General features: G+C 58.9%; 13 protein-coding genes and 4 pseudogenes. 13 read left to right on the forward strand and 4 right to left on the reverse strand.

What is annotated here, in order from left to right; translation table 11 throughout:
- Positions 1 to 8: 8 nt before the first annotated feature.
- The 3 genes from ACTTAG_RS14630 (at position 9) to ACTTAG_RS14640 (ending at position 6,147) form a co-directional block, all read left to right on the forward strand.
- Positions 9 to 2,267: a chromosome segregation ATPase-like protein gene (locus tag ACTTAG_RS14630; protein ID WP_444462955.1), complete on the forward strand. Its 2,259-nt coding sequence runs from the start codon at positions 9 to 11 to the stop codon at positions 2,265 to 2,267.
- Positions 2,268 to 2,341: 74 nt separating this feature from the next.
- Entirely contained in the window at positions 2,342 to 3,766 is a 1,425-nt protein-coding gene (locus ACTTAG_RS14635) for a hypothetical protein (protein WP_444462956.1), read from the forward strand.
- Complete coding sequence (locus tag ACTTAG_RS14640) at positions 3,763 to 6,147, forward strand: hypothetical protein (RefSeq protein WP_444462957.1); 2,385 nt, start codon at positions 3,763 to 3,765, stop codon at positions 6,145 to 6,147. Before ACTTAG_RS14635 ends, ACTTAG_RS14640 begins: the two co-directional genes overlap by 4 nt.
- Before the next feature lie 183 nt (positions 6,148 to 6,330).
- On the opposite strand, the gene ACTTAG_RS14645 is transcribed toward ACTTAG_RS14640, so the two are convergent.
- Both ACTTAG_RS14645 and ACTTAG_RS14650 read right to left on the reverse strand, forming a co-directional pair.
- On the reverse strand, positions 6,331 to 7,647 hold the full coding sequence (locus ACTTAG_RS14645; RefSeq protein WP_444462958.1) for a DUF4041 domain-containing protein: 1,317 nt from the start codon (positions 7,645 to 7,647) through the stop codon (positions 6,331 to 6,333).
- Positions 7,644 to 8,876, reverse strand: coding sequence for a hypothetical protein (locus ACTTAG_RS14650; RefSeq protein WP_444462959.1), 1,233 nt, complete (start codon positions 8,874 to 8,876; stop codon positions 7,644 to 7,646). Before ACTTAG_RS14650 ends, ACTTAG_RS14645 begins: the two co-directional genes overlap by 4 nt.
- Before the next feature lie 182 nt (positions 8,877 to 9,058).
- Here ACTTAG_RS14650 and ACTTAG_RS14655 point away from each other — a divergent pair.
- The 9 genes and pseudogenes from ACTTAG_RS14655 to tnpC (ACTTAG_RS14695) all read left to right on the forward strand — a co-directional run.
- Positions 9,059 to 9,295: pseudogene (locus ACTTAG_RS14655) on the forward strand (IS66 family transposase); the annotation flags it as partial.
- Between the two features lie 78 nt (positions 9,296 to 9,373).
- Complete coding sequence (gene tnpA, locus ACTTAG_RS14660; RefSeq protein ID WP_444462960.1) at positions 9,374 to 9,796, forward strand: IS66-like element accessory protein TnpA; 423 nt, start codon at positions 9,374 to 9,376, stop codon at positions 9,794 to 9,796.
- Positions 9,793 to 10,146, forward strand: a complete 354-nt coding sequence (tnpB, locus tag ACTTAG_RS14665) for an IS66 family insertion sequence element accessory protein TnpB (protein ID WP_444462574.1) — start codon at positions 9,793 to 9,795, stop codon at positions 10,144 to 10,146. Before tnpA (ACTTAG_RS14660) ends, tnpB (ACTTAG_RS14665) begins: the two co-directional genes overlap by 4 nt.
- A 69-nt stretch (positions 10,147 to 10,215) precedes the next feature.
- A pseudogene (tnpC, locus tag ACTTAG_RS14670) lies at positions 10,216 to 11,808 on the forward strand (IS66 family transposase).
- A gap of 39 nt (positions 11,809 to 11,847) precedes the next feature.
- Positions 11,848 to 11,944 (forward strand): annotated as a pseudogene (locus ACTTAG_RS14675) (hypothetical protein); the annotation flags it as partial.
- A complete protein-coding gene (locus ACTTAG_RS14680) occupies positions 11,944 to 12,063 on the forward strand; it encodes a hypothetical protein (protein WP_444465260.1) in 120 nt (39 codons plus the stop codon). The pseudogene ACTTAG_RS14675 and the gene ACTTAG_RS14680, both read left to right, overlap by 1 nt.
- Positions 12,064 to 12,171: 108 nt before the next feature.
- A complete protein-coding gene (gene tnpA, locus ACTTAG_RS14685; protein ID WP_444462960.1) occupies positions 12,172 to 12,594 on the forward strand; it encodes an IS66-like element accessory protein TnpA in 423 nt (140 codons plus the stop codon).
- Positions 12,591 to 12,944, forward strand: a complete 354-nt coding sequence (gene tnpB / locus ACTTAG_RS14690; RefSeq protein WP_444462574.1) for an IS66 family insertion sequence element accessory protein TnpB — start codon at positions 12,591 to 12,593, stop codon at positions 12,942 to 12,944. Before tnpA (ACTTAG_RS14685) ends, tnpB (ACTTAG_RS14690) begins: the two co-directional genes overlap by 4 nt.
- A gap of 69 nt (positions 12,945 to 13,013) precedes the next feature.
- Positions 13,014 to 14,601 (forward strand): annotated as a pseudogene (tnpC, locus tag ACTTAG_RS14695) (IS66 family transposase).
- Positions 14,602 to 15,132: 531 nt separating this feature from the next.
- Here tnpC (ACTTAG_RS14695) and ACTTAG_RS14700 read toward each other — a convergent pair.
- Positions 15,133 to 16,881, reverse strand: coding sequence for a phospholipase D-like domain-containing protein (locus tag ACTTAG_RS14700; protein WP_444462961.1), 1,749 nt, complete (start codon positions 16,879 to 16,881; stop codon positions 15,133 to 15,135).
- A 3-nt stretch (positions 16,882 to 16,884) separates the two neighbouring features.
- On the reverse strand, positions 16,885 to 20,460 hold the full coding sequence (locus ACTTAG_RS14705) for an AAA domain-containing protein (RefSeq protein ID WP_444462962.1): 3,576 nt from the start codon (positions 20,458 to 20,460) through the stop codon (positions 16,885 to 16,887).
- 566 nt (positions 20,461 to 21,026) lie between these two features.
- On the opposite strand from ACTTAG_RS14705, the gene ACTTAG_RS14710 reads away from it, so the two are divergent.
- On the forward strand, positions 21,027 to 22,892 hold the full coding sequence (locus ACTTAG_RS14710) for a TniQ family protein (protein WP_444462963.1): 1,866 nt from the start codon (positions 21,027 to 21,029) through the stop codon (positions 22,890 to 22,892).
- Positions 22,893 to 22,980 lie beyond the last annotated feature (88 nt).

Genomic DNA, 22,980 nt, shown 5'->3' on the forward strand with positions numbered 1-22,980 from the left:
CCAAGAAGATGTTTACGGCAAATATTATTATCTTCGCGGCTCTTTCGGTTGCGCTCGCGGTCTTGTCCTTCATCACGCTGTTTCTTGCAACGCGGCACGACAAGGTCGTGTCCTTGGCGGGACCGATCGAGGAGGAGCGCGCTGTTCTCACCCGCATCGACGAAAAGCGCGCAACCCTGACCGATCTCGAAGAGGAGCTGACGAAGCGGCGTGAAGCCTTGGCGAACTTGGCCAATGTCGGGGCCGATTTTGATGCCCTCTCTGGAAAGCTCGCCGAGTTGCAAACCGAATGGAACCAGATGGAGGCGCGCCGAGAAGAAGTCGCTGCTTTACGTCGAGAAACGGAAGAGGCGCAAACGGTGAAACTGACCGTTGACGCGGAACTCGCTTCGGCCCGAGCTGATCTTGCCGACGTGCGTGAACGGCTTGAAAAGGCTGAGAGTCTTGTGCATCGGATCGATGCGTTGACGGCGGAAAGTCGTCAACTCGAAGCGCGCGTCGCCGAATTGCAGACCTCTCGACAGGAACTTGAGGCTGCGAAGGAGCGCGTCGCCGACCTGCGGGATATCGAAGACAGATTGGGCACGCAGATTGCCGAGACCGAAGGGCTGCTCACATCTCGTAGATCGGAACTTACCGAAACAGAGGAACGTATCGCGTCCACACGGGCATCGCTTGTCGGCGGCCGCCAGGAACTGGACCAGATCGGAGCGGAACTTGCGGCCGCGCGTCAGAAAGCCATCGATCTGGAGGCAGAACGCACCGCTGCGCTGGTGCGGCTGAATACGTTGGAACGCGAAGCGCAACGGCTCGAATCCGAAAACGCAGATATTGAAATGCGGTTGACTGCGGCACGAACCGATCTGGCTGGCATCGAGGCTCAACTCGGAACGGTCCGCCAGCAACAGACGGACCTGCGCGAAGAGCGCGAGCGACTGGCCGCCGAGGTGATGATCGGACAGCAGAAAGTCGCAGATGTAGCGCGCGAGAGGGCATTGGCGCAGGAGCATCTCGACGGGCTTCGCGCCCGAAAGGCAACGCTCGAGCAGGAGATAGAAAAGGCGCGGGGCATTGCCGCGGGTGGAACCGGGGCGGTTGACGACGATGCCTTGCGCGAACTCAAGCAACCGCCGCAGGTCGTTACCCAGCTGAAGGCCTGGAAGCAAAGCGCGATCATCGCGGAAACCGATGCCATCAAGCGGGTGCGGCAGCGTTTCGAAGCCTTCGGGCTGGATTATCCGGATCGGACCCTGCGCGCGTTCCACACCGCGATGAAGGTCAATGACACGACACAGATGACTGTTCTGGCTGGGATTTCCGGGACCGGAAAAAGCCAGCTTCCGCGCCAGTATGCGGCAGGCATGGGCATCGGTTTCCTGCAGGTTCCGGTGCAGCCACGCTGGGACAGCCCGCAGGATCTGATGGGCTTTTACAACTATATCGAGGGGCGTTTCCGCCCCACCGACATGGCGCGGGCGATGTTCGCACTCGATGCGCAGAACAACCTCGAGGCGGTGCCGGATCGGCTGCTGATGGTACTGCTCGACGAAATGAACCTCGCGCGGGTCGAGTATTACTTCTCGGACTTCCTGAGCCGTCTCGAAAGTCGCCCCGCAAGGGGCAAGGAAGACAGCGAGAACCTTCGCAAGGATGCCGAGATCGAACTGGAGATCCCCAAGTCAGAAAAGCCGACGCGGATCTTCCCAGGCTACAACCTGCTCTTTGCAGGCACGATGAACGAGGACGAAAGCACACAGTCGCTCTCCGACAAGGTGGTTGACCGGGCGAACGTGATGCGGTTCGGGGCGCCGAAACAGATCGCCAAAGCAAAGGGCACCGAAAGCCAGATGCCAGAAGAGGCGCTTAGCCGCTCGGTATGGGAAAAGTGGTGCGCCCGCGGCTTGCAGTCGGCCGACATGACCCGTGCCGAAGGGCGGGTGAACGAGATGCTGGCGCTCATGCAGGATTTCGGCAAACCTTTCGGCCATCGTCTCGGCCGTGCCATCCTCGCCTATGCGGGGGCCTATCCCGAAGCTGAAGGCATCGGGGATCGGGTCAACATGGCGCTGGCCGATCAGATCGAGATGCGCCTGCTGCCGAAGTTGCGCGGTGTCGATGTCGAGGACAGAAGCCAGCAGTTCGATGATTTGCGGCGCAAGGCGGCCGACTTCGGCGATGACGCCCTTGCCGATGCCATCCAGGCGTCCGTTGACGCGGCCACGAATGGCGGTACCGGGCAATTCGTCTGGAAGGGGGTCGTGCGCTGATGCTGCGGCTTGCGCGCCCTTGGGCCGATACGGGTCTTCCAGACGATCAGGCCTTCGGGCCGGGACACTGTCTCTTGTCCGAAGTCGCCGCGAGCGACAAGGGAGGCGAGCATGTCCTGTTGATGCGGGGCGAGGCGAAGGGTGAGCCACGCTTGTTGTTGCAGCACCCCTATCCGCGCCGAGGAGCAGCAAAGGGGCCCGCCCGCGAGGGCTTTCCGCCCCGGCCGCGCAAAGGCAAGGAGGCCGAAGCAGATCTTGAGGCCCTTGCCGCGCTGACCCGAATGAACGAAGTGACGGCGCGGGTGCAGGAACTGGGCGAGGCCCTCGACGATCCCTCGACGCTCTGGGCGCGGTTGCGCGCGGCCTGGGATCGAGCGGAGGACGAAGAAGATCCCCGCATGGCCGAGATCGTGCGGCAGGCCCGTGGCTTGACGCCAATCCTGAAACCGTTTCGCGACCACATCCGCCGGGTCTTGCGGCGGCACCGGGAGCCGCCCCCCCTCGATCGGGTGCAGGAAATGGACCGGGCGTCGATGCGCTGGTTGTCGCGTCAACCGGGGCGGACCACTGCGGAACGGGCGGGATCCGAGCAACGGATCATGGCGGTCGTACGGCATCAGAATTTTGACACCCTCGAGAACCGGGTCGCGCATGCGTATCTGCTTCTGGCAGTGGAGGTGGGGCGGGAATGGCTGCGCGAACACCCCCGTGCCCAGGGCAGCCAGAGATTCAAGCTCGTCCAGGGATATGTAAAGTTTTGCAAGGCCTTGGCGCACGAGCTGGACGATCTTGGTGTCGGCATCGCCGAACCGGATGTGACACCCAACTATGTTCTGCTTGAGGATCGTACCTATCGCAAGATCCGCGAGGCTTGGGAGGCGTTGCTCAAGCGCGAGAAGGCGCTTGACGAACTCTGGGCCTGGCAAGCGCAGACATGGACCGACTTTTCCGTCCTGGCGATCGTGCTTGCGCTTCATGATGTCGAAGATGCCGAACTGATCGCGCAGTCGCCGATCCGTTTTCTCGCAGAATCTGCCAATGGCATCTGGTTTGAGCAGGAACGACCGATTGCGGTCTTCTGGTTGCGGCAAATCGGGCGTGTCGTCGAGGTGATGGCACGCCCCGAGCGCCCGGGAACGCTTCTGACCCTTGCGCGCGCCCATGTTGCGTTGCGAATCTCGGACCCGCTTGATCGCAGCGCCTTTCCGCATCGCGTTGCGGTCTGGACGCCGCATGCGATGGAGCGGCTCGACCTGCCTGCAGCTGCCCATCAGGCGGCCGGGCGTCTGTCCGATCTTGCGCGCGTGCCCGGGCAACAGGAGCGGATCCGACATGGGTTGATCCTGACCCCAGGCCACCATGTCCCAGAGGCGATTTCAACCGAGCGCGGCGGGGTCTTCGTCGAGGCCGTCGCCTTCGACGCAACCGGCGCATCCTTGGCAGAGGGACGGGCCGCGATCCGGGCGTTTCTGGCGCGTGATATTTGGGGTGGTGCATGAGCGATCGGAAGCTTTGTGGCTACGATCTCAACGGTTGGAGCGATCGTGCCGCCCGCAACTGGCAGATCGGACCGGATGGCGAGGAAGATCTGGGGGCCGAGAGAGTCCATCTTGGCGGTGCGGTCCTGAATCCCGCAGTGGTTCGAACCGGTGAAGGGCGTGGAGCACGTTGGATCGGTGGCGCTCAGGCCGCCATTGCTCCCCATGGGCGGGGCGGCGGGTGGGGGGAAGTGGGTGATCCCGCGCGTCGTGAATCTGTGCGTTCGCTTCTGACCCGTGCCGATGCCCCCCCGGATCGGCTGGCAGCTGCACTTTCCGGACTTGCTGCCGGCGCAAAGGTCTGCGCGGTCGCGATCGACGAACATCCATCCGGGAGCGAGCATCTGCAGGAGAGGCTTCTTGCGGCCGTAGCAAAGGGGCGATTGGGGCGCGGACTTCTCGTCTGGCGGTCTGTCCTGGCAGTGCTTGGTTGTCTGGCCCGCGAAGACGCGCCGTTTGAACCGCACGACGATCTGATGCTGGGCATCATCGGACACGTCGCCGAAGGTTTCACGCTGCAACGCCTGCGCCTGCGCCGGGAAGCAGGACGTCGACGTGATCTCTTCGCCCCAGAACGCCGCCGCGCCGCCGATCCGATCGAGACCTCTCTGGGCTATGCCGGGCTCTTTGCCGCGGCGAAGGAGCAGCTTGTGACGCTTTATCCCCAGCACAGGGGAGACTGGGCTGAACAGTCGCAATGTGCTGCAGCCTTGGCGCTCGGCGCTGTCACCCGCCCCGAACTCCTTCGTACCGATCGCGGCGATTTCTTTCAGATCACCCCGCCTGATACTTTTGCTCTGCCCGACGCCGTGTTCCCGTCCGGCATGGCCGAAAAACTCGGCGATTGCGATCTGGTGCTGGTCGAGACCCTGACCTTCGGGAAACTGCGGGCAGCGTTGCTGAGGCGCCTTTCGGCTTCGCTTTCCATGCCATTGCTTGATCTGCCCAATGACGTCGTCGCGCGCGGTGCGCTTGAAGCCGCGCGGCGCCACTCCGAGGGTGAGCCCGTCTATTTCGATTTCCTGCCGCAGATTTCCACCATAGTCTGGGGCGACCTGGGGGCGGCAAGCTACGATCTGATCGAGGCAGAGGCGACATTGCCTGCAGGCCGCGTTTATCGCTCATCCCAACCGGCGCGTTTCGCCATCCAGTCCGGGCAGTCGGAATTTTCGGTGCATCTGCGCAAGGAACTGGTCAAATGGCCCCGCAAGGCGCGGGTCGATATCGGCGCTCCGGTGTCGAGCAATGTGCCCGTCGCGCTCAGCGTCGAACAGGTGCCAGCAGCCGGTCGTGCCCGTTTGATCATCGAGGCGCCGATGCTGTCGCGCCAATTCACCATCGATTGGGACGGCGCAACCGAGATCGAAAAACCTTGGGAAGAATTGGTGGCCGAGCTGGACGACGCCCCTGCGACGATCCCGAAGCGGCTGGTGTTGCCCTGCGGCATGGCGCCTTGGGAGGATTCCGAACAAGGTCCGGGGCTTTCCACCCTTCTGGCGGAGAACGCCACGCGCAAGGCGGTCGATTGGGCGGGGCTTGCCACAAAACTCGCCTCCCGCCCAAAGGGGCAATATTGCATTTCCAGCGACGGGTTGTTGCCCGACGACGTGCCGGCGCAGTCACGTGAGCTTCTGGACCGGCTGACGGAGCGGGCGCTGTTGCATGTCAAGGATCGCATCGCCGGGCGGATCGAAGACGACAACCAATCTCTGAAGTTCCTGACATGGCAGTTCCGTAGGTCACCACCTGAACTGCCCGCGCTGCTGCTTGAGGCATGGGAGGCGCGCTCACCGCTGTTCCGCCATCCCTTCATCCTCAATGCCGCAAGTTGGGTTCTGGTTTGTCAGGGGCTTGGGCGGACCTGTCGTGGCGAAGCTGACGAGCGTTCCACGATTGCACGGCTGTTTCTGCGGCCCGTTCAAGACTGGTCGTATCGACAAGAAACCGCCGCTGCTGCGTTCCTTCTGTCGCGTTCCGATACCGCGCCCATGGCTTTGGGGCGACCCGAGATCGAGCGCCTTGTCGCCCGGGTGCTTTACGAATTTCACGACCAACTCGGGACCGACTACACCAAGTTCAACTATGCTCCCTTCCTGATGGCGGGGCTTCTGCGCTGTCGTCTGAAGACCCGCAATGCGCTGGTGATCGGGCAGGACCCCTTGGCCGAGAAGCTAGGGGCGGCGGTCGAAAGGACGATCGAGGATTTTGGCAGGAAACGAAACTGCAATACTACATTCGTCCGCGCAGCCTCTCGCTACGAACGGCTGATGCATCAGCTTCTCGAAGAGTTGCGCGGGCAAGGCGGAAACCCGGATCTGCTACTGGATCTTTATGAAAGCTAGTGGTCCCGCGGGCTTTTCGATCACATCTGGAAAACCGTCTTCGGTGGGTAAGCCAAGCGCGCAAGCAGCCATTCGAAGGCGCCAATATTCAGAGTTTACATACGTGCAGACTATCGGCGAGGGCACGAACGGTCAGAAGAGTTAGCTTCAAGCCGCCCAAGACTCTCAGCCCCGAGCCATTATCTAGTGCAGCTCTTCCGGTCGGTCCGGCCAATATTTTCTAGACTGGTGGAACTCAATCGCTTCTCCTACCTCCGAGAACTCGAGAAGACTTCCGACCTTGTCCATGAGGACGTCGCGAACCTCTGCGGGTGTCGCAAAGAAGAACTCCTTGCGGGCATTCACCGCATTCATAGCTCTGTCCCGAAAGTGGGTATGAAGCTCATTCTCCAATGACACGGCGTCTTCAGAAAAGAAAAGGGCATGAACATCGAACCGAAAGGGAACGGATGCGCCGCCGAGCTCCGAGATGCGATCATTCGGTTCAAGCCGTCTCGTCAATCCAATCTTGACGACGTTCGTACCGAACGCCCCCCGGTTCGAGATGACGTAAACATAGCCGGACCTGATATTTGCTAGTCGGAATTCGTTTTGTTTGATGGCTTCCTCCAACGCCAAAAGGTTCGCCTCTAGGTCGGAGTTTCTCTCTCCTTTCTCCCGAAGGGCCTCAATGGCGTTCTCGAGGTGCTGCTTCTCCTTGGCCAGCCGCTCTCTCTCCTCCGCGAACTCCCTCTCCACGCGTCTCTCCTCGCGAAGTCTAGCCCGGTTCTCTTTCTCCGCTTCCCTTTCTTCCTGCTTCTTCATTAGCCAGTCGGCCGTCAGCTCGATCTCTCGGACCCGGAGATCGTGGTACCGCGCGCTGATATGCATCTCCATGATCTTGCCCAGCTTCGAGATCGCCTGGCGCGACGCTTCTATCCGCTTTTTGGCCACGTCGGGATTTCCGGTACGAAGTGAACGGATGCAGTTATCGCATTCGGCGTTGTAGGCACGGAGCATCAGCTTCCCGAGGTCGTTTGACAGCTTCCGGCCCGCCGCCAGAGAGTTCTCGAACGTGAACGTAGATGAGACCTCAATGGCCGCTTGCTCCCGCACGATCTTGGCGATCTCAACCTCGATCAGTTCGAGCTCGGCTCGGTATCCTGCGGCGTTCTCGAGGGGATGATGATATCGGTAAATACCGATATCCTGCAGGATCTTCTGGTCGTCGAGAGTGATGGTTTCCGCCGCCGAATTGTCGGCCAATTGAGCCCGCAGCCTCGCCAATTCGGCGTTCAACGCGAAGAGTTCGTTGGGCGGAGCTTCCGGGTCAGTCGAGTCATTCTCCACCTCGATCACTGGCGCTGCCTGAGGCGTGTCGCCAGCGTCCGATACCCAGAGTGCCCATCCCTCAGGCATGGCAGGCCAGTTCGGGTCGGGCTTCCAGTCCTTTGGTGGTTTCCACCCCTTAGGCGGCTTGGGCCACCCCGGCGGTGGATTGAACGTCCGCCCGTCCGTCATGACTTGCGCACGCCAGTCACGTCGGCGGCGACGAGGGCGATAGGATCTTTGGAGATCGCGGCGCCGAGATGTTTCAACGTTGCGAGCGGGACAAGGCCAGAAAGATCGAACTCCATGAAACTGTCACGCTCGGCGCTGACACCCACAAAGGGAAGGAAATCGAGCCGTCCCGTGGCAGGGTGCCGGGCCTTCGTGCCTACCTCAAGCGAGATCGTTCGGATTAGCCCGCGCCTGTCCGCCTCGAACACCTCGTGGAGCGACCTGATCGCGACCTGATGCAAGACACTGGCATACCTTTTACTGATCTCAGCCTGGGACATCGGGACCTCGCGTATCTCATCGGACGTCTTTACGTATTTGTAAGCCCTAATTGCCGGAAATCTGTCTGGGGATGGGACCGTCACACGCATCCGAAGCTCGGCGGTCTCAGGTGCGAACGAGAATTCATGCGCGACTTCGAAGTGATCAGGATAGGCGGAATTCTCCACGACGAGCGAGATGTACTCCTGAACCGCGTCAGCGTCTCCGTAGGAGAGGTTCGTAATGAATTGGTCGATGGCCTGATTGTGGTCGTCCAGTTCCTGCCGGAACCGATGTTTTTCCGCGGCCAGGGTTTTAACTCTTTCGGCTTCTGCCTGTTCATAGGCAGCCAATTCTTTTCTGTACCTATCTTCTAAGGCCGAGATCCGACTGGCCCATGCCACCTTTTGCATCTCGTAAGTTTGCTGCGCCATCGCGCGCGCTTCCTCTAGCTTCCGCTTCTTGCCGAAGAAACCCTTAGGCTTGTCTGGTTCAACGTATTTCGGCTCGGGTGGATAATTTGGTCGTTTCGGCGCGACTAACGGAATCTCCAAGTCTGGCATGTCGAACGGTGTCGTATCAAAAGGCTTTCGAAGCTTCTCAAGATCTATATGGTCGTCAACGTTGATCGTGGCAGCCAGCAACCCTTCCAGATCGTCTAAGACTGCATCGATTTCCGAATTTACTCGGTCGACCTCGGCTTGCTGGGCTGCGGCATGCGTCGCCTTTACTGCCTTTTCGTAAGCTTTCCGATCACGCTCATCCGCGATTTCTGCCTTCTTAACCTTAGCTGCATAATCCTTCGCCTGTTGTGCTACCTCTCTCCGCTCGGCGAGGTCACGACGCTCGGCAGCTTTTGCACGACGAGCACGCTCTCTCTCCGCGGCCTTCATAGCCTTCAGCGTGACGCTTAGCAAACTTTTGGCCAATGTTAATCATCCCTTAATCTACGCTCTCTGTTCAAGTTTATACGATCAAGTTTTATTGTCTACGACCAGCTTGCCATCAGTCGCTGGCGCAAAGCATCAATGTGGCCTTGGAGCCGCAAGGGAGCTATGGCTGAATTTGGGTGACGCCGCCTGATCAAGCCGCGTCACCCAAATTCAGCCATAGCTCGCATTCCGAGCATATGCCGCTGAACCGCCAGGCGGTGGTGATGGCGCGGCATGGCGTGCCGATCGACCGCTCGGTTCTGGCCGACTGGATGGGCCGCACCGGCGCGCTGATCGCCCCCGTGGTCGAGCACATGGCCAAGCGCCTGATCGCGGAAAGCACCCGTCTTTACGTTGATGAAACGACGGCCCCGGTGCTGGATCCGGGCAAAGGCAAAACCAAGACCGGCTATCTCTGTAAGCGCCCGGCCATCGCCCTCGTTGTTTGAGGGGCGATGTCATCCGAGATGACGCCCGTAACAACGGAGGCGTCGATGGATAGCGACATACAAACTTACGTAAGTTCTCACAGTGATGATCCTGGATACGCTGGTCGTATCGACATCGTGACGGGGCCGACCGGTCGCCGTCGCTGGCCCGAGCATGTGAAGGCGGCAATGGTGCTCGAGACGTTTCGGGACGGGGTGACGGTGGCCGACGTGGCCCGGCGTCATGGGGTTTCGGCGCCGCAATTGCATGCCTGGCGTCGGGCCGCGCGCGAGGGGCTTTTGCCGATGCCGGAGGATGATGCCCTCGGGCTCGTGCCGATCATGGTGAGCGGGGGCGCCGTGCCGGGCGATCAACCCGGGACCAGCCTTCAGCTGGAGATCGTCGGGGTGCGGATCCTCGTGCCGACCGGCTTCGACGCGGCGCATCTTGGGCGGGTGGTTGCGGCATTGCGGGAGACATCGTCGTGATCCTGCCGGGCGGGATCACTCGCGCCTATCTGGCGACGCGGCCGGTGGACTTCCGCAAAGGTCACGCGGGGCTCGCGCTGGTCGTGCAGAACGTGCTCGGCCACGATCCCTACAATGGCGCGGTGTATCTGTTCCGCTCGAAGCGCGGCGATCAGCTGAAGTGCCTGGTCTGGGACCAGACCGGTCTGATCCTGATCTACAAGAAGCTCGAGGGCGGTGCCTTTGCCTGGCCGAAGCCGGCGGATGGGGTCATTAGGCTGTCCCCGGCGCAATTCGCCGCTCTGTTCGAGGGCGTCGATTGGCGGGCTGTCCGGGCCGAGCGCAGGCAGAGGCCGCGGCTGGCAGGGTGAGCCGCGACAGGGTGACTCGGGCCGTGTTTTATGGCGTCCTTGCGGGGTGTTGTGGGGTAGTCTCGGGCCATGGCATCACGCAGCACCAGCACGGCCCGGGTGGCAGATCTTGAACGGCGTCTGGCCGAGGCCGAAGCCGCGCGGGCTGCCGCCGAGACCGCGCGGATCGAGGCGGAAACACGTCTTGCCGCAGTCGAGGAGGCGCGCGCGCGGCTGGAACGCCTGCTCTCGCAGATGCGCCGCGATGCTTTCGGCGCGAAGTCCGAGAAGGGCGATCCGGACCAGCATCACCTGCCATTCGAAGATGTCGAGGCTGCGGCCGGGATGCTGGCGGCGGCCAGCGAAGCGGCCGAGAAGGTGATCGGCCCCCCGGAAGGCGCCAGCTGCTCCGCCGCAGCGTAACAAGGGCAATCTTCCCGCGCATCTGCCCCGGATCGAGCAGGTCATCGAACCGGAGAGCATCCTTTGCCCCCTGCGGCTGCGGCGCGATGCAAAGGGTTGGCGAAAGCCGGACGGAGCGGCTCGATGTGATCCCGGCGCAATTCCGCGTGCTGGTGACGGTGCGCCCGAAATATGTCTGCCGGACCTGCGCGGGCGCGCAGCATGCCCAGGCTCCGGCGCCGGAATGGCTGGTGCCGCGCGGCCTGCCGACCGAGGCGCTGGTGGCGCATTGCATGGTCGCCAAATTCGGCGATTACCTGCCGTTTTACCGTCAGGCCGACATCTATCGCCGCCAGGGGCTCGATCTTGACCGCACGATGCTGGCGGAATGGTCCGGGCGGGCGGCACAGCTTCTGGCGCCGGTGATCGACGCGATGATGACAGAGTTGCGCCGCAGCGACCGGTTGCAGATGGATGAGACCACCGTGCCGGTGCTGGCGCCGGGCACCGGGAGGTGCGCACCGACTGGCTCTGGGTGGTGCTGCGCGATCAGCGTGGCTGGGGTGGCGGCGATCCCCCGATCGTGGTCTTTCATCACGCGCGCAGTCGCGCAGGCAAGGTCGCGCAAGAGATCCTCAAGGGGTTCTCCGGCGGCACGCTGCTGGTCGATGGCCACGGCGGCTATGACCAGCTGGCCGATCCGAAAAAGACCGCAAAGCCATGGGACATCGCCTATTGCTGGACGCATTGGCGGCGCCGCTTCGTCAAGTTCGCCAAGGATACGCCGTCGGAAATCTGCGACGAGATGGTCGAGCGCATTGCGCAGCTTTACGCCATCGAAAGGAAATCCGCGGCCGTGACCCGGCCACGCGCGTGAAAATCCGGCAGAGGTTCTCCAGGCCGATCGTCGAGGCCCTGCGGCCCTGGCTCGAGGGCTGCCTGCAGCAGCTCTCCTCGACGAACGAACTCGCGCGGCACATCCGATACGGGCTCAAACGTTGGGCGGGGCTGACCCGGTTCCTTGCGGACGGTCGGCTCGAAATGGACACCAACGGCGTCGAAAACGCGATCCGTCCGATTCCGCTGACGAGGAAAAACGCGCTCTTCGCGGGCTCCGACGACGGGGCGAAAACCTGGGCCCGCATCGCCTCACTGATCGGCACCTGCCGCCTCAATGGCATAAACCCCGAGGCCTATATCGCCGCCACGCTCCGCAAGATCCTCGACCAGCACATGCAAAGCGATATCGCCGCGCTCATGCCCTGGAACTTCCGAGAATAGTCAAGCCGCAAGGCAAAGGGCGATGAGCGGGCGCTTACCTATCTCTGGGCGGTGCTGCGCGATGATCGCGGCTGGGGCGGGACAGCGCCCCCGGGGGTGGTGTTCCACTATCGCCCCGGCCGGAAGGGCACATATCTGCGCGATCTCTTCACCCGCCTCGCCAATGGTCACCTGGCCAGCAACATCGACGCGCTGATGCCATGGGCCTATGCCCGGGGAGCGGAAAATGAGGCCGGCTCAGATCTCGTGAAATGAACTCACCAGGGATTCCCCAGTGAGATCATTTGTAAGCGCCCGGCCATCGCCCTCGTTGTTTGAGGGGCGATGTCATCCGAGATGACGCCCGTAACAACGGAGGCGTCGATGGATAGCGACATACAAACTTACGTAAGTTCTCACAGTGATGATCCTGGATACGCTGGTCGTATCGACATCGTGACGGGGCCGACCGGTCGCCGTCGCTGGCCCGAGCATGTGAAGGCGGCAATGGTGCTCGAGACGTTTCGGGACGGGGTGACGGTGGCCGACGTGGCCCGGCGTCATGGGGTTTCGGCGCCGCAATTGCATGCCTGGCGTCGGGCCGCGCGCGAGGGGCTTTTGCCGATGCCGGAGGATGATGCCCTCGGGCTCGTGCCGATCATGGTGAGCGGGGGCGCCGTGCCGGGCGATCAACCCGGGACCAGCCTTCAGCTGGAGATCGTCGGGGTGCGGATCCTCGTGCCGACCGGCTTCGACGCGGCGCATCTTGGGCGGGTGGTTGCGGCATTGCGGGAGACATCGTCGTGATCCTGCCGGGCGGGATCACTCGCGCCTATCTGGCGACGCGGCCGGTGGACTTCCGCAAAGGTCACGCGGGGCTCGCGCTGGTCGTGCAGAACGTGCTCGGCCACGATCCCTACAATGGCGCGGTGTATCTGTTCCGCTCGAAGCGCGGCGATCAGCTGAAGTGCCTGGTCTGGGACCAGACCGGTCTGATCCTGATCTACAAGAAGCTCGAGGGCGGTGCCTTTGCCTGGCCGAAGCCGGCGGATGGGGTCATTAGGCTGTCCCCGGCGCAATTCGCCGCTCTGTTCGAGGGCGTCGATTGGCGGGCTGTCCGGGCCGAGCGCAGGCAGAGGCCGCGGCTGGCAGGGTGAGCCGCGACAGGGTGACTCGGGCCGTGTTTTATGGCGTCCTTGCGGGGTGTTGTGGGGTAGTCTCGGGCCATGGCATCACGCAGCACCAGCACGGCCCGGGTGGCAGATCTTGAACGGCGTCTGGCCGAGGCCGAAGCCGCGCGGGCTGCCGCCGAGACCGCGCGGATCGAGGCGGAAACACGTCTTGCCGCAGTCGAGGAGGCGCGCGCGGCTGGAACGCCTGCTCTCGCAGATGCGCCGCGATGCTTTCGGCGCGAAGTCCGAGAAGGGCGATCCGGACCAGCATCACCTGCCATTCGAAGATGTCGAGGCTGCGGCCGGGATGCTGGCGGCGGCCAGCGAAGCGGCCGAGAAGGTGATCGGCCCCCGGAAGGCGCCAGCTGCTCCGCCGCAGCGTAACAAGGGCAATCTTCCCGCGCATCTGCCCCGGATCGAGCAGGTCATCGAACCGGAGAGCATCCTTTGCCCCTGCGGCTGCGGCGCGATGCAAAGGGTTGGCGAAAGCCGGACGGAGCGGCTCGATGTGATCCCGGCGCAATTCCGCGTGCTGGTGACGGTGCGCCCGAAATATGTCTGCCGGACCTGCGCGGGCGCGCAGCATGCCCAGGCTCCGGCGCCGGAATGGCTGGTGCCGCGCGGCCTGCCGACCGAGGCGCTGGTGGCGCATTGCATGGTCGCCAAATTCGGCGATTACCTGCCGTTTTACCGTCAGGCCGACATCTATCGCCGCCAGGGGCTCGATCTTGACCGCACGATGCTGGCGGAATGGTCCGGGCGGGCGGCACAGCTTCTGGCGCCGGTGATCGACGCGATGATGACAGAGTTGCGCCGCAGCGACCGGTTGCAGATGGATGAGACCACCGTGCCGGTGCTGGCGCCGGGCACCGGGAGGTGCGCACCGACTGGCTCTGGGTGGTGCTGCGCGATCAGCGTGGCTGGGGTGGCGGCGATCCCCCGATCGTGGTCTTTCATCACGCGCGCAGTCGCGCAGGCAAGGTCGCGCAAGAGATCCTCAAGGGGTTCTCCGGCGGCACGCTGCTGGTCGATGGCCACGGCGGCTATGACCAGCTGGCCGATCCGAAAAAGACCGCAAAGCCATGGGACATCGCCTATTGCTGGACGCATTGGCGGCGCCGCTTCGTCAAGTTCGCCAAGGATACGCCGTCGGAAATCTGCGACGAGATGGTCGAGCGCATTGCGCAGCTTTACGCCATCGAAAGGAAATCCGCGGCCGTGACCCGGCCACGCGCGTGAAAATCCGGCAGAGGTTCTCCAGGCCGATCGTCGAGGCCCTGCGGCCCTGGCTCGAGGGCTGCCTGCAGCAGCTCTCCTCGACGAACGAACTCGCGCGGCACATCCGATACGGGCTCAAACGTTGGGCGGGGCTGACCCGGTTCCTTGCGGACGGTCGGCTCGAAATGGACACCAACGGCGTCGAAAACGCGATCCGTCCGATTCCGCTGACGAGGAAAACGCGCTCTTCGCGGGCTCCGACGACGGGGCGAAAACCTGGGCCCGCATCGCCTCACTGATCGGCACCTGCCGCCTCAATGGCATAAACCCCGAGGCCTATATCGCCGCCACGCTCCGCAAGATCCTCGACCAGCACATGCAAAGCGATATCGCCGCGCTCATGCCCTGGAACTTCCGAGAATAGTCAAGCCGCAAGGCAAAGGGCGATGAGCGGGCGCTTACGATCATTTGAGGGGCGATACAAAGCCGCAACGCGCACCCGTCCGCTCGCTCCTCCGACACCCGCAAGAAAAATATCAATGGGCCGTGGCCGCCGCATACGCAGAGGGCGGTAAGCCGACTGAGCGCGGTGCGGCATGGCGCCCGCAGCGAGCTTGGGATAGCGGTCACTCATGCACCATGCCGCGCAAGTCGCTCCTGTCTGCCCAACACGGGCAGATAGCAGCCTGACGGCAGTGCGGCATCGCACCTGCAGCATCCCATAAAAGCGGCCAGTCGGGCGAGCCGCAGCGGTTCCCCTCCGAAGGCCGCTAGGGGCCGGAGCCCAGCCAGCATTGTCGTGACGTGTAGTCACACAACAAACAATTGCGATGGCACTCGGACGCAGACTTCAACCACGGCTCCGAAGCGATAACGATGGCGGGCTTCACGTGCCGACGTTGTGGCATCAATTCGTGGCTAAAATACATATTTCATCTCGTTGCGTAAATAGTTGTCAACTGCGCAGAGACATCTGAAAGCGCTCTCTAAAGTATTTCGCAATGCCTTTGCTATTTATGAATATTCCCATTTCGGATAGTGGCTTATCTGGAGGAGGGTCAGCGGAAAGCCAATTCTGACTGGAAATAACCAAATTGTCATCATCCCAAGCCAAAACTTTAGCATGAAGTCGAGGGTCAAATATTGGCTGAACGTTGACTCCAGTCCCTAAGTCATCTCTTATCAGCGCGGAAGCCTCTTCAGACGACATACCCCCCGAAGTTCTGCCATAATATATTTTGATAAGGCGATCTCTCTGTGCAGCAGCCGCGACCATTGCCGACAAAACTAACGGACCTGATGCAGGGCTCATCCGGTGGCTACAAACAAATGCTTCTTTCTGAACATCATCTCTTGCTTGAAGTATTAAGTCATTATGCATGGGTCCATAGACTAGAGCCATCCGAGAACTCCCCGAATGCTCGGATCTATTTTTTGAAATCGTCGCTGCCAGCATCATATACTCTTCAGAAAGGCGAGAGAAGTGCCCACTCGGTGATCGGCAAAGCTCAGCAAGCTTAGAAAAAACATCAGAAATTAGGGCTCCATTCCTGAAAGAAGCCGAAGTTTCAAAGCTCTGAAAGCTACTCGACAACCAATTGCATGACCCAATATAGCAAATAAAATCGTTTGGGTGGCCCGTATCTGAAATTAGCATTTTTGAATGCGAGTGTGTTGAAGATGTATGCACCCTAATTCGGTCAATATTGTTTCCAGTCATAGCCTTCCGAATGTTAAGAGCGGCTTGGCGCGAAGGATTACTTCCGCTAACGTCCGTCTCCTGCCCCCAGAGTATGTCAATCATCACGCCGCGATCTAAAGCTATCCGCAGGCTGGGAAGAACGTTTTTAAAGTGATCTTCAGAAATGAATGTTGAGTGAATAATGATACGGTGACGGGCTTTCTTGATTGAATCCATAAAGACTCTTTGATGCTCTGCGCCACCAATAACGAGATCAGAACTCGTGAATCTACAAGAAACCGCGTCTAGGCGGGGCGGCTTGGCTTGAAACCTCGCTGTAACAGTTTGGGGCTGCTGGCCATTTGGCCTGTGCTCATACGAACGCGCAGCTTGTAAAATAGCCTCCTTGAGCTCTTCAGATGCATGAGATGGCAATCCGTCGACTATTCCGTCTCGAACGATGACGAGCGCCCACCTTTCCATAAGGCGCTCTCCCCCACCGTCAAATGCGACAAATTGCTCATCTTCTTCGAACAATACATGGAGAAGTGATGTAGCATCGCCAACGTTCTCTCTTTCTGGCCTCGAAACGCGTATAATGTTCGCATCTCGCTTTTCCAGATCTTGGATGTGGTATTCATGATGAAACGGTAGCTGTCGTCTACGGAACACCGTTCCAGAGATTTGATCGATGACGAAGCTCCGACGTTGCTTATGTCGCGTTAGTGGGCTCGGCAACTCGCGTAAAGTTGCTGCGGCTGCTCCGGAGGGGGTAGTCTGGAAGTTCATGGTACTTCCAACATCAACCAGTTCCACCCAACCAACTCTCATGAGTCGGACAATTGCTTCGACAAGGACTCGTCGGGGTAGATTGGCACGCTTCTGAAGCTCCGTAAAATTCTGAGATTCCAGCGCAATCGAGGCCAATATCGAATGCTCAATAATAGTCCATGGGCGACCTTTATCAAACACAAATTTCTTAGTGCCCTGCAGGACCGGCACCGCAACGCGAACTGTAGTCATTTCTTACGCCCTCGCGCACAATGTTTTAAAGTTAACCATAGCGGCGTTATTATTAGTCAATTCCGCATCAAGATTTGTCATTAGGCTACTCAAGAAGGCGCCCTCTGCGTCGTCTCTAGACTTGTTGGCTGTCAGAACAGTGGTTAAAAAATCAAACGAACCTACAACGACTAGCTTCCAGCGTGCGCGACTAAAAAGCACGTTCATTCGTCGCGCATCACACAAAAAACCGAGAGCTCCATTCATGGAGGCTCTATTGTTGTTTCTGACAAGAGAAACAATTACGATGTCTGCTTGGTTTCCTTGAAACGAGTCAACCGTACCGCAGATCGAGCTGTCTACAGCGCCTATAAATTCGTGAAGATTTGGAAACGCAGCTAAATCGTCATCAATTCTCTTGCCGAGCCTTCTAACCTGCTCGCTGTAAGGCGACAAAACAGCAATTGTTGGTTTTCTGCCCAGGTCTTTCGGCACTTCAAGAAGCTTCAATACCTCAATTACGGCGGAGACCTCATCCGGATTGTGCCAAGTCGGACTCTGATCCCCATATTTTTTTCCCAGTTCAGATTGAACATAGGGCATGTTGACCAACACAAGCGGAGAGTTTGGAAGCCGAGCAATATCTCGGGAGCGGAATGGAGGCGGCACACTCTCAAACCAACGAGTAGCCGAGCTATAAGTCTCGAGCTCTCCATCGTAGAATGTCTTTGAAACTACACGAGCGATAGCGGGGTGCATTCTGTGTTGCTGATTCAGTACCGATGCAAGTTTCCGGGATTTTGGTCGAGTTTTTTGCCACGTTAACTGATCGTCAATAAGAGTCTCAAACAAAGAAAGCAGTCTGATCGCTTTTGAGCAAAGTGCGTCCAGGTCAAAATCAACTTTATCGTCCAACCCAATCACTTCATCTATCGTTTGGTCTCTTAAGCTGCGCCCAACAAATTGAGAGCCTGCGGAAATTGCTTTGCGAACAGTCTCAGAATTTCGAAGTACTCGCTCGAGTCTCTTTGCGTCAAAAGGCGCTAGCTGTTTATGGTCCCCGATCATGAGGCGTCTGTGCGATAGCAAAAGGGGGGCGAGCAACTCTAACCCGTTTGCCTTGCCTGCCTCTTCAATGACACTCCAGTCAAATTGATTCCTCTCTTCAACTAGCCTTTCAATGCTGGAAGAGTTCACCGTCGAAAATACAACATTTGCTGATCGGAGCACTAAGTGCTCAATGGATTGAACGTCCTTTATCGATGGACTCGTAGAATTTTTTGTCCGTGCAGGCCCGCCATTCGTCGAAACTCCTCGCAGATCTTCGATCTGTGACTTTAAAAAATCGGGCGCACCTTTTGCAATATCGCTTTCGCAAAAATCAGCAATCAGTCGTCTTGTGACGTTTCGCGGGCTCCTGTCATCTTGCACCCCTTCGTAGTCCTTGGCTCTAGGCCGCACGATTAGGCAATCATCCGGCAAAGAAACTTCAGAAAGAATTTCATCCATAAGGTGATCAATTGCCGAATTTGCTTGAGCAGTTAGGAGAACCCTACTTGTTGGATCTGCTCGAAAAATGTGATCGGTCAAATCTCTGACTAGCCGGGTTTTCCCCACGCCTGGCGGACCCTGAACAAGCGAAATTGGCAGAGTTGATACAATCCGTTCCAAAGCTTCTTGTTTTGATGGGTCTAGGCTTTCCCAACTGTCGTCTTTATATACAGCCTCGTGTGTTTCACGAATCTTGGAGCGTGGATCCTCTAGTATCTCACTCAATTCAGAGTGCTCTTTTAGAGCGCTTATAGCTTTGACTCTGCGCTGAAATTGCGCATCCCTACCTACAAAGTCCGATAATAAAAGAAGTGGTTGCGTCAACGGAGGGATTGGATCGCTACCTGAAAGTCGGTATGATATGCCGCGCTTCTCTTCAATCCGATCAGTTAGGCGCCAGGTGGTGTTCGCAGTCTCTTTTACACCTACAAGCTGCCCGTCCGATATGACCCATTCATCGGCCCGACTATCTCTCTGAACCAGCTCATCAAGGCGATCAGTAAGCGGCTTTAGGCCCAATGCCTCAGAGAGCGCTTCTCGTTCTATGTCTTGGCGGATCTTGACGCGCACAGAAAAGAGATCTTCCGTCACTTCACTGTCATCTTTCTGAACCTCGACAGGGAAGGAATCTGCTGCGGCATAAATCGCATCAAGAAACGACGTTAAGGATAGGGCCTCAATTGCGCTACCACTGCTTGAGGTTAGGTTGCTGCTATTAGAAAGACTATCCCAGAGAGGCAGCCAACTGCGAAGCTTCCCTCGAAGTCTCGGAAAGTCTCTATTCGCATCCCTCAAGGAAACGATACTTATTTCTCCGCTCGGAACGGTATCCTCAGCGAGAATATTTATGGGCGCAGGATTCTTTTTTTCTGTCCGCTCGCAATAAGCTAGATCCCAAGATCCATCCCCTTGGGAGGTGCTGTGAGTAAACTTAGATAAAGAATAGGTTAGTAGATGCCCACAGACTACTAGCCGACCGCTTGCGTTTCCGTCAGCCTTAACCATAAGCAATCTCGGGCGCTCATAGATGTCGGCCTCGATAAAAGCTATCTGATCTTGGATGTTGCTGGATTCGATTTCTCCATCCGTAGCGACTCTTATTGCCTCAGAAAGGACCGACTGTGGGCCGAGGCGAACCGCGAGGCGTAATTTTTGCTCAATTCTGGCCTCAGATCGCTCGAGACACGCGATGATTTCGTCAATTTCGCCAAAAACGACTTCACCGTCCACCCGTTCAAATTTTTCCGTGACAGCAAGCTTCCTTAATAGCTTTGCTTCCTCTGTCAGGATGTTCTCAGAAACGGAAGAGGGTGGAGTGGTCGCATCGAGAATTTTCTTCTTGTCGAGGCGCAGCAGGTCACTAATCAGAAGTGAAAAGTCACGCCAGTCCGAGTAGAATGATGCGGTTGCTATATCCTCCCTGGCCGTATTGCGACTGCCATTCTGCATCCCAACACCAGTAAGTCGAATGGACCACTCAAAGCCCGTAAGTTGAAAATCAAGATGCTCACCGCCGGAGGTCAACACTGACCATTCATCTATATTTCTATGAATTAGCCCTTGCTGATGAATGATTTCTATGCCTCGACAAATTCGTTGCATATTTCGCCACAAACGAATTCTGTTCGAGACACGATTGGTTTGTTTGAGCCATTGGTTTCTATCTCCAAACTCAACAATTGTCGCTAATGGTCGCCGTTGCCCTACGTCTAGCGCCAAATGAAACCCTTCGCTATCCGCGCCCGCGGCGTATATCGGAGCAATTATATCATTCGCGCCAGGGTACCCACAAATTCGATGGAGTTGGCGGATCTCATGATGCCATATATCCTTGAGGAAATTATTATCATTTTTGCTTGCAGACCACGATTTAACAAGAATTTTCGAATCTGTTTTTGAGTATCCCTCGACTAGACTAGGCCTCCCAGATTTTTTCTCTTCGCGCCTGAGAAGCCGTTCATCCAGCTCAAATTCGCTTAAGAAATTGCTTCTCTGCCGTTTGGTTGGCCGTGCCATATGAAATATCCCCAACACGAGCTGCGCGTTCATAGGAAGTCATCATTCTTCAAGATGCCTCCAGCTCCACATTGCCCGCAGGTTGTACCACATAAGCGCACAACGCAATGATGATCGATCAAAGTCTGTGCTCAGGATGTGCTTGTGTCATCCAAGAGCTGCGCGCTGGAGCGTCCAACATTATGATCAGCGGTTTTCTAGAAGCGATGTGCGTGCCGCGGCCACAGCGCGCCAGAGCTTGTAGTTCGGACGAAGAATGTCAGTGGTGAGATCGAATCCACCTTGCGGCAAGGCCACGTCCCCGTCTTGATTGTCATCGGCCGTTTGTCAGGTCAACCGCGCGAGGTCTGTCTCATCACCACCAGACTAATGAAGGCTTGTGCGGAAAGCTAGTCGAACGGCCGCTTCGGAGCCTATCGCCTCACAGCAACCGATCAGGCCAATGTCCGTTTTGGGCCGAGCACGTCGATGGCATAGCCGAGGGCTGAATGGGGCCGCGCGATGTTATCGGCGTGATCAGCTCGCGGGCATGCCCAAATGCCTATTGCTCTTCGGTATGACATAAGTAGAAGCAGCCTCACGCTTCCCGAGGTTGAAGATTGTCCAGCCGTCTCGCTCTGACCTCATCTCTGGCCCCGCGCGAGACGGCGTTTTCGTTTATGTGTCGGCTTGCCGCAAGGAATGCCCTACCTGTCGGCGTGTTCGGCAACGATATGGATATTCCCTTCAGCTCCATTGTCGTCGGAAAGCGCGATGCGATCCTGCGTCTCTCCGAAATCTCCGGGGCATCCTGCGACGACCTGCTCGCCTGGACCCCCGAGAACACCGGTGATCGAGAGCATCAGTTCCGCGGGCAGACCTTCCACGCCAAGGCCGTGAAAGAAACCACGGTGCGCGGGTGTCCGATTTGCCTGCGCCAGGACTCGGAGAGCGCCGACGGTCCCCCCGCAGAGGCCATGGCCCTCCGCGGCCACTGGATGCTTCGCCCGGCGACCATCTGCCTCCACCACCGCCATCCGCTCGTTCCGCTCTGGCATGAAGCAGAACCGGCGCGCCGATACGACACGGCCTCGCGTTTCGCCGAAATTGCCGAGGCCGTGCTATCGGGCTCGTTGGACAGACCTTTGCGGGATGCGTCCCCGTTCGACCTGTGGTTCGAGACGCGCCTGGCCATCGAGCACGGTTCTCAGGGCAACTGGCTGGATCAGTTTTCGCTCTACCCGGCCGCGCATTTCTGTGAGCTGCTGGGACGCGCAGCCTTTGCGACCAAAATCCCGAAATGGAAAAAGATGCCACCGGAGCGGCTCTGGTGCTGTTTTGATCTCGGATACACCTTCGCCAGCAAGGGCGAGGAACATATCCGCGATGCCCTCTCGCAGCTGCAGCAGCTGATCGGAACACCGACAGACGGTCCAAAGAAGAAGTTCGGTGACCTCTATGACAGGCTCGCGCACGATCTTACGGGAGAGGATTACCGTCCCTTTCGCGATCTGTTGCGCGACCACATCGCGACGACATGGCCACTTGGGCCGGGCGACGCCTTGATGGGCGAACCTGTCCTTGAGCGCCGAGTGCATTCCGTTCTGACGGCTGCGCGCGAAACCGGAATCGATGCGCGGCGGCTGCGCAAGCTTTTGTCCGAGGCGGGCTGGGTCAAGCCTGCCGGCGAAGGTCGCGAAGACGCCTGGGAGCTGTTCGATGCCGTCGCGGCCGCGCCGTTTCTGCAGTCACTCGGATCCGGGGTGAATGCCCCGGAATTGCGTGAGAAGCTCTCGATCTCACGGTCACAGTTCGACCTGCTGCGACAGGACGGATATTTTGCGCCGACCCTGGGCGGGGCCGGGCACAAGCCGCTTTGGGATATTCAGGCCGGGCGATCTTTCATCGATGGCTTGCTGACTGGCGCCACACCGATTTACGTACCCATGCATGACTGGAGCGATATTGCGTCGGCTGCGCAGCGCCTGAAGATCCGCCCCGGGCAGATCGTCAGCATGATCGAGGGCCGGAAGCTGACACGGGTTGGAAAGCACCTCGGGCGTGACGGGTATGCGGCGATTCTGGTTGATTTCGCCGAGGTGGAACGCAGGCTGGAACGACCGGAGGCCAAGGGGCTGAGCATCGAGTTGTTCGCGAAGACCGCCGGGTTGCGCCATCGCACGGCGATGCGGCTGGTCCGGGACGGTCACGTTCCGACGACCGAAGGCATGAACCCGAAGACGAAGGCGAAGCAACGTTTCCTCTCGCCCGCCGACATCGATGCCTTCCATCGTCGCTTCGTGACGCTCCGCCACCTCGCCGCACTTCTCGGGCTTTCTTGGCAATCCCTGCGCACAATTCTGAAGGACGCCAGCGTCGCTCCATTTGCTCCGGATGGCGAAGATATCGGTGCGATCTTCGAGTGGGAGGTGATCGAGAAGCTGTTCTGTTGCAGGTGGCCCACACCAATAAGGCGAGTTCTCTGAACGGGTCTGAGGAGACAGGAGGCGGAAGCTCTCGATGAACCTCTGCGCCACCTATGCCCTTGAAATAAATAGCTTATATTGAGGCGGG

The organism is Rhodobacter capsulatus (assembly GCF_052363185.1).
GTDB lineage: Bacteria > Pseudomonadota > Alphaproteobacteria > Rhodobacterales > Rhodobacteraceae > Rhodobacter > Rhodobacter capsulatus_E.

Bases quoted from the DNA above. Each gene is read 5' to 3' on its own strand.
- ACTTAG_RS14700 (WP_444462961.1), bottom strand. From the start codon at position 16,881: ATGACTACAGTTCGCGTTGCGGTGCCGGTCCTGCAGGGCACTAAGAAA.
- ACTTAG_RS14705 (WP_444462962.1), bottom strand. From the start codon at position 20,460: ATGAACGCGCAGCTCGTGTTGGGGATATTTCATATGGCACGGCCAACC.
- ACTTAG_RS14640 (WP_444462957.1), top strand. From the start codon at position 3,763: ATGAGCGATCGGAAGCTTTGTGGCTACGATCTCAACGGTTGGAGCGAT.
- tnpA (WP_444462960.1), top strand. From the start codon at position 9,374: ATGGATAGCGACATACAAACTTACGTAAGTTCTCACAGTGATGATCCT.
- ACTTAG_RS14630 (WP_444462955.1), top strand. From the start codon at position 9: ATGTTTACGGCAAATATTATTATCTTCGCGGCTCTTTCGGTTGCGCTC.
- tnpA (WP_444462960.1), top strand. From the start codon at position 12,172: ATGGATAGCGACATACAAACTTACGTAAGTTCTCACAGTGATGATCCT.
- ACTTAG_RS14645 (WP_444462958.1), bottom strand. From the start codon at position 7,647: ATGACGGACGGGCGGACGTTCAATCCACCGCCGGGGTGGCCCAAGCCG.